The sequence below is a fragment of the Mucilaginibacter sp. genome, from assembly GCF_039921305.1.
Lineage (GTDB): Bacteria > Bacteroidota > Bacteroidia > Sphingobacteriales > Sphingobacteriaceae > Mucilaginibacter.
The window spans coordinates 138,015-144,014 of sequence record NZ_JBDSCA010000079.1 but is presented as its reverse complement, the minus strand read 5'-3'; the positions used below and the strand labels follow the sequence as shown (position 1 = coordinate 144,014).

Genomic DNA, 6,000 nt, shown 5'->3' with positions numbered 1-6,000 from the left:
CACTCACCACGCGACAAACAAACCAAAAACACCACCACAAAAAAGCGCGCAGGGTGTCACGCTGAGGTACTCGAAGCGCGGAGCGCAAAAGCCACTCACCACGCGACAAACAAACCAAAAACACCACCACAAAAAAGCGCGCAGGGTGTCACGCTGAGGTACTCGAAGCGCGGAGCGCAAAGGCCACTCACCACGCGACAAACAAACCAAAAACACCACCACAAAAAAGCGCGCAGGGGCGTCACGCTGAGGCACTCGAAGCGCGGAGCGCAAAGGCCACTCACCACGCGACAAACAAACCAAAAACATCACCACAAAAATTGCGCAGGGGTGTCACGCTGAGGGCACTCGAAGCGCGGAGGAGTATGTCATTCAAGACAAATCAAGCGCACAAGGTGTCATGCTTAAACACTCAAAGCACAGAACATTTTACAGATATTGATTAAATCAGATAATAAATTTGAGTAATTCCAGAAGTTCCTTGTCGGTGATATTTTCTTTCTCACTTTTATCAAAAACAGAGATCAAATAAACAGTACCATGTACAATTTTGAAACAAGTAATTACGCGCGCACCACCCGATTTGCCTTTCCCTTTGCTGGCAATGGACATTCGGATCTTATAGCAATCATTTCCAAGCGAAATACCTTGAGATGGATCTTCCTTAAGAGATTTTAGAAGAAATAAAAAGTCCGACTTAAGTGAAGGGAATTTTTTAGATAACCGTTTAAGTTCCTTTTCAAATTTAGGTATAAACTTAACCCTATAGCTCATTCAATAATTCATCTGCGTCGCGAGCCTCAAGCTTTCCAGATAAAACAAGGTTTAATTCGTCTACGGCTTCTTTCAGGTCTACAAGCACTTTGGCTTTATAAGGTGTTAAAGGTTTGGTTTTTACATAAGGCAAATCATTAAGCAACGCCATAAGCGCGGCGGCCTTACTCTCCTTAACCTCTAATACAAATTTCATAATAACAAAAATACAAAATTATCTAATCAAACATACATACTTCTTTAACACGTTCACATTGCTATTAATTGATTTTTTGTATCAAAACAAGAATCAATTTTTGACCGCCCTACCAAACAATCTGTCCAATTTTCCAAACTACCTTTAGTTTCAATTACAGGCGATAAATCACGCTATTGGCATCTATGCAAACAAAATCAAGTTTGGTACGCTATTGGCATAAGTACCATCAAAGGAGCAATCATTATGATAGTCACCACAGAACCGAAACCAGAAAACAAGGAAGAAAAGGATTGGGAAAATCCAAAGAATCCTGAAGCGCCAACTGATGCCCGCGATAAAGAACAAGCGCAACGCCTGTTTGAAGAAGCACAAAGGCAAAAAGAAAACCTGACTGATACCGACGATAAGAAACAATAGAAGAGCTATATTTCAACCTAAAGAATAACCCATATGAAAATCGAAGAAAAAACATCTACCAGCGAATTAGTTGATCGTTTTGATAACGAGTTGAGAGAACTTCTGATGAACGATCTGAAAGCCATTCGTGCAACTAAAGATTCGTTGGTCAATAAAATAAACAAAGGGCTTAACCAAGACAGTTTAACCGCTGCCTGACCATCATATAAATATACACACCGCCTTCACACCTGATGAAGAATTAGTCCTGGCTCACAAGCCGGGATTTATTTATTTGTGGCGTATTGGATAATTAATGCCGCAGTTTTAGCCGATGCGCCGGGCCTACCCATCCGCACATCAAGTTCGTCATAGTTTTTAAGCATACTATCGCGATAATCGGCATCATTTAAAAGCAGGTTTAATTCAGCCGAAGCCGTTTCTATGGTGTAATCGGCCTGTATCAGTTCTTTAACCACCAGCTTGTCCATAATCAGGTTCACTAAGGATATAAACCTGATCTTGATCACCGCCCGCGCTATCCCGATAGAAATTGGGTTGCCTTTATAAACTACCACTTGCGGCACATGGAACAAGGCGGTTTCAAGCGTAGCCGTGCCCGATGCTACAATGGCGGCCTTCGCGTTCTTTAACAGATCGTACGTTGAGTTAAACAATACCGGAGTAGTACTGCCAGCCATATATTGCTCATAAAAATCGACCTTGAAGGATGGCGCGCCGGCTATCACAAACTGGTGATCGGGAAAACGAGCTGCCAGGGCTATCATATCCGGCAGTAAGTAGTTGATCTCTTGCTTGCGGCTGCCGGGTAGCAGGGCCACAATGGGCTTATCAGTAAGCTTATTATTGGCCCTGAATTCCTTATCGGGATCAAAGGCTGATACAGCATCCAGTAGCGGATTGCCAACGTAATCAACTTGCATATCCCAGCTCTTGTAAAAATCAACCTCAAAAGGTAGGATACAAAACATATGATCCACTACCCTCTTTATCTTTAAAACTCTTTTCTGGTTCCATGCCCAAACTTTGGGCGATATATAGTAACATACCAAAATACCATTGGCTTTGGCAAAATCGGCTATCTTCAAATTAAAGCCGGGGAAATCGATCAGCACCAAAACATCGGGCTGCCAGGCCAAAATATCCTCTTTACAGGCTTTCATGTTTTTGAGGATGGTGCGCAGGTTTAGGGCAACTTCTAAAAAGCCCATAAAGGCCATGTCGGCATAGTGCTTTACCAACTCCCCGCCTTCGGCCTGCATCAAATCGCCACCAAAATAACGGAATTCCGCCTGCGCATCGCGCTCTTTAAGCACCTTCATTAAGTTTGAACCATGCAGATCGCCCGAGGCTTCACCGGCAACAAGGTAATATCGCATACGCTACATTTTAAGTTTAAACACCGTCCATATTATCACAAAGCTGGTTACCATAATTCCATAGGCGGCATTCTCTTTACCGTTCCGCACCAAATAACGCATAATAAACAAGTTAACACAAACCGAAACTAAGTAAGGGATGGCGGGTTTATTAAACAACACCCAATTTTTGTTAAGCACATCAAAAATGAGCCATGCAATAGCCGGGATAATCAAGCCGGATAATAATCCGGCTATAAACTGAACTTTAGCGCCCATTAATAGTCTAACATATTTAAACACAAACAATTACCAACCTATAAAAACAATGAAACGATTAAACCTTTTAATACTCGCCATGCTACTGGGTACTGTGGTGTTCGCTCAAAAAGTTGTTCCCAAAATTAAGAGCAATTCTGTTATAAACTATACATTATCGCAAAACGGTCAGGATGCGCCAATGGTGCTCACTTTTACCAGCCTTGGCGACCCAACAAAAATAGACTGGAATATTGACGGCTATGGCTCCGGATCGTACGAAATGAGCGCCAAGGCCCTGCAAAGTGGTAAAAGCACCTTACCCAAAACGCCCGATATTGACGCCTTAACCAAACTGCCCGATTATCAAACCATAGCCTGCATATCTAAAGATGCTTATAACGATATGATAAAAAACCAGGCCTTTAGTTTTGACGAACTTAAATTTGTGGTTAAACCCGATGCCCAAACCATCAAAATAAATGATACAGAACTGGATGTGATACATGCCGTAGCCACCAACGGCAAAGGCGAACTATGGATATTAAACAACCCCGATTTTCCGCTCATATGTAAAACTAAAGATAACGCCCACGGCATAGATTTAAGTTTAGTTAACATACAATAGCCTTAAACACAATCATTAATTAATCACCGCTTAATAACAGAAGGGTACTTTCAGGCATGAAAAAGATCCATCTGTTACTGTTTTTATCAATGGGCTGCCTTGGTGCTTTTGCACAAAAATACGTGCCCCAAATTACCGCCGGAACCCAGATAGCTTACACCGTTTCAAAAGATGGCGAAAGCATCGCCTTTCGTTTAAACATCCATAGCATAAGCGATTCGCTAAAAATGGATTGGGAAGTTTCCGAATACGGCAACGGCAGCTATACAATGGCTTTAAAAAGCTTACAGAACGGCAAAAAGATGGTGCTAAAAGTACCCTTGCCTGATGAAGTAACCCAGCTACCAGATACCGAAACAATGGGCTTTATTTCCCGGTCGGCATTTAAATGCATGGCCAAAAACAAGTTTATGGTATTTGATAATATGAAGTACATATTAAGTACGGTTACAACTCCTCCAATAAACTCAAATGGCCAGGAACTGGATGTTATTCACGCGGTTTCGGTAGATGGGCGTAACCAATTGTGGATATTGAACAACCCCGATTTTCCGCTCATCTGCAAAACCATAAATAATATAGTAGGCGCAAACCTCACTTTACGATATATAAAATAGCCTTTGTTAACTCAAAGTGTAATAGTACATTAGGGGCATGAAAAAAATATCCCTGATTATTTTTGCTTTATTAATGAGCAGCACCATTTTAGCGCAAAAATATGTACCACAAATTGGCATAGGCACCACTTTAAACTACAATGCCGAAGCTACCAACATGGGTTATAAATCGCCGTTAACCTTAAAGGTGATCTCGATGAACGACCCGATGAAATTTAGCTGGGCCATACCCGCATTAGGTACAGGCAGCTTTTTAATACCTACCCGGTCTTTAGATAGCGCCAGCAAAATGATCGTTCGCATCCCTCAGTCAGATCAGCCTATTATTTATAAAAATGATGAGTCCATCATGTTCATTTCCAAAAATTTATTGAATGGTTTGGTCAAAGATCAATTTTTCACACTCAACAAAACCAAATTCAGCGTAAAACCGTTGGAAACGCCCTACCTCATCAACACCAAAGAAGCTGATGTTATTTATGTAACATCCGAAAACGGCAAAGTGAAATTATGGATCCTAAACAACCCTAATTTCCCGCTGTTAGTAAAAATGACCGGCAACCCCGGTGGAGTAGATTTCGATCTGTCGTCGATAAAAGAATAACGGGTTAAACGCTAAAATCCCAGCTATTTAAAAGCGGGATAGCATGGTGCGCGGTCAGGTCAAACTGTACCGGCACTATAGATGCGTAATTATGTTCCAGCGCCCATATGTCGGTATCCTCGCCCATGTCATTATTCTCCAGCACGCCCGATATCCAGTAATATTTACGCTTATACGGATCAACACGCTCATCAAAATCCTCAGTCCATTTGGCATTGGCCTGGCGGCATATCTTAACACCCTTAATATCCTTTGTATTGGGGAAGTTTACATTGAGCAAGGTACCCGCCTGCAAGCCATTTTGTAAAACCTGTAAAGCTATCTGCTTAATAAATTTGGTGCAATGGCTAAAATCGGCCTCCCAACCATAATCGTCCAACGAAAAACCGATAGACGGGATACTTTCAATAGCCCCCTCTACCGCCGCCGACATGGTACCCGAATACAGCACATTGATAGCATTATTCAACCCATGGTTAATACCCGATACGCATAGATCCGGTTTTTTACCTTTAAACACTTTGGTAACCGCAAGCTTCACACAATCAACCGGTGTACCGCTGCATTTATACATTTCAATACCATCGTATAACTCAACCTTATCCAAACGCAAAGGTTTGCCAATGGTAATGGCGTGCCCCATCCCGCTCTGCGGAGTATCCGGAGCAACCACAACTACACGGCCAATTTCGGCCATAGTTTCTATCAAAGCTTTAATACCCGGAGCGGTAATGCCGTCGTCGTTTACAACAAGTATGGTAGGTTTGGTGGTTTTCATATTGGTGCAAAGTTAGAAAAGCAATTTACCTATCTAAAGTTTAAAACATAAAAAAGGCGGTGAGTTACCTCCATCGCCTTTTCAAAAAAACTATCAATCAAATTCTATTATAAACTATTGATCCATTTTACCAGTTCATCACGGCCTTTGCCGGTTTTTTGCTGGAGCTTGCCTAACAGTTCATCATCTTTTCCTTCTTCGTGGGCCAAATCATCTTCGGTTAAATCGCCATAGGCTTGTTTAACTTTTCCTTTAAGCTCGTTCCACTTTCCTTTTATCTCTAACTTATCCATTGTTTCTATTTTTAGATGTAATTAAACAACATTCTAAAATAGAATTAGTTTCAAATAATTCATACAAAACCATG

The 6,000-nt window shown here is 41.6% G+C and carries 11 protein-coding genes; 5 read left to right on the top strand and 6 right to left on the bottom strand.

The features are described 5' to 3' along the window. Nucleotides 1-447 precede the first annotated feature (447 nt). Both ABIN91_RS23135 and ABIN91_RS23130 read right to left on the bottom strand, forming a co-directional pair. Complete coding sequence (locus tag ABIN91_RS23135) at nucleotides 448-774, bottom strand: type II toxin-antitoxin system RelE/ParE family toxin (protein ID WP_348053992.1); 327 nt, start codon at nucleotides 772-774, stop codon at nucleotides 448-450. Next, nucleotides 764-970, bottom strand: coding sequence for a hypothetical protein (locus tag ABIN91_RS23130; RefSeq protein WP_348053991.1), 207 nt, complete (start codon nucleotides 968-970; stop codon nucleotides 764-766). The genes ABIN91_RS23135 and ABIN91_RS23130 overlap by 11 nt, the downstream gene beginning before the upstream one ends. Nucleotides 971-1,216: 246 nt before the next feature. On the opposite strand from ABIN91_RS23130, the gene ABIN91_RS23125 reads away from it, so the two are divergent. Further along, on the top strand, nucleotides 1,217-1,390 hold the full coding sequence (locus tag ABIN91_RS23125) for a hypothetical protein (protein ID WP_348053990.1): 174 nt from the start codon (nucleotides 1,217-1,219) through the stop codon (nucleotides 1,388-1,390). Between the two features lie 33 nt (nucleotides 1,391-1,423). After that, nucleotides 1,424-1,588 (top strand): hypothetical protein, encoded by a 165-nt coding sequence (locus ABIN91_RS23120; protein WP_348053989.1) that lies wholly within the window; start codon nucleotides 1,424-1,426, stop codon nucleotides 1,586-1,588. A gap of 68 nt (nucleotides 1,589-1,656) precedes the next feature. On the opposite strand, the gene lpxB is transcribed toward ABIN91_RS23120, so the two are convergent. After that, a complete protein-coding gene (lpxB, locus tag ABIN91_RS23115) occupies nucleotides 1,657-2,769 on the bottom strand; it encodes a lipid-A-disaccharide synthase (protein ID WP_348053988.1) in 1,113 nt (370 codons plus the stop codon). A gap of 3 nt (nucleotides 2,770-2,772) precedes the next feature. After that, a complete protein-coding gene (locus ABIN91_RS23110; RefSeq protein ID WP_348053987.1) occupies nucleotides 2,773-3,027 on the bottom strand; it encodes a stationary phase survival protein SurE in 255 nt (84 codons plus the stop codon). Between the two features lie 49 nt (nucleotides 3,028-3,076). Between ABIN91_RS23110 and ABIN91_RS23105 the strand changes: the two genes are divergently transcribed. The 3 genes from ABIN91_RS23105 to ABIN91_RS23095 are packed head-to-tail and all read left to right on the top strand — an operon-like array spanning nucleotide 3,077 to nucleotide 4,855. Continuing rightward, complete coding sequence (locus tag ABIN91_RS23105; RefSeq protein ID WP_348053986.1) at nucleotides 3,077-3,634, top strand: hypothetical protein; 558 nt, start codon at nucleotides 3,077-3,079, stop codon at nucleotides 3,632-3,634. Nucleotides 3,635-3,690: 56 nt separating this feature from the next. Further along, nucleotides 3,691-4,251, top strand: coding sequence for a hypothetical protein (locus ABIN91_RS23100; RefSeq protein ID WP_348053985.1), 561 nt, complete (start codon nucleotides 3,691-3,693; stop codon nucleotides 4,249-4,251). Nucleotides 4,252-4,288: 37 nt separating this feature from the next. After that, entirely contained in the window at nucleotides 4,289-4,855 is a 567-nt protein-coding gene (locus ABIN91_RS23095) for a hypothetical protein (protein ID WP_348053984.1), read from the top strand. Between the two features lie 4 nt (nucleotides 4,856-4,859). Here ABIN91_RS23095 and surE read toward each other — a convergent pair whose 3' ends face one another. Further along, nucleotides 4,860-5,633 carry a 5'/3'-nucleotidase SurE gene (surE, locus tag ABIN91_RS23090; RefSeq protein WP_348053983.1) on the bottom strand — a complete coding sequence of 258 codons (774 nt, stop codon included), beginning with the start codon at nucleotides 5,631-5,633 and terminating at the stop codon, nucleotides 4,860-4,862. 107 nt (nucleotides 5,634-5,740) lie between these two features. Next, a complete protein-coding gene (locus ABIN91_RS23085) occupies nucleotides 5,741-5,926 on the bottom strand; it encodes a CsbD family protein (protein ID WP_238414453.1) in 186 nt (61 codons plus the stop codon). Nucleotides 5,927-6,000 lie beyond the last annotated feature (74 nt).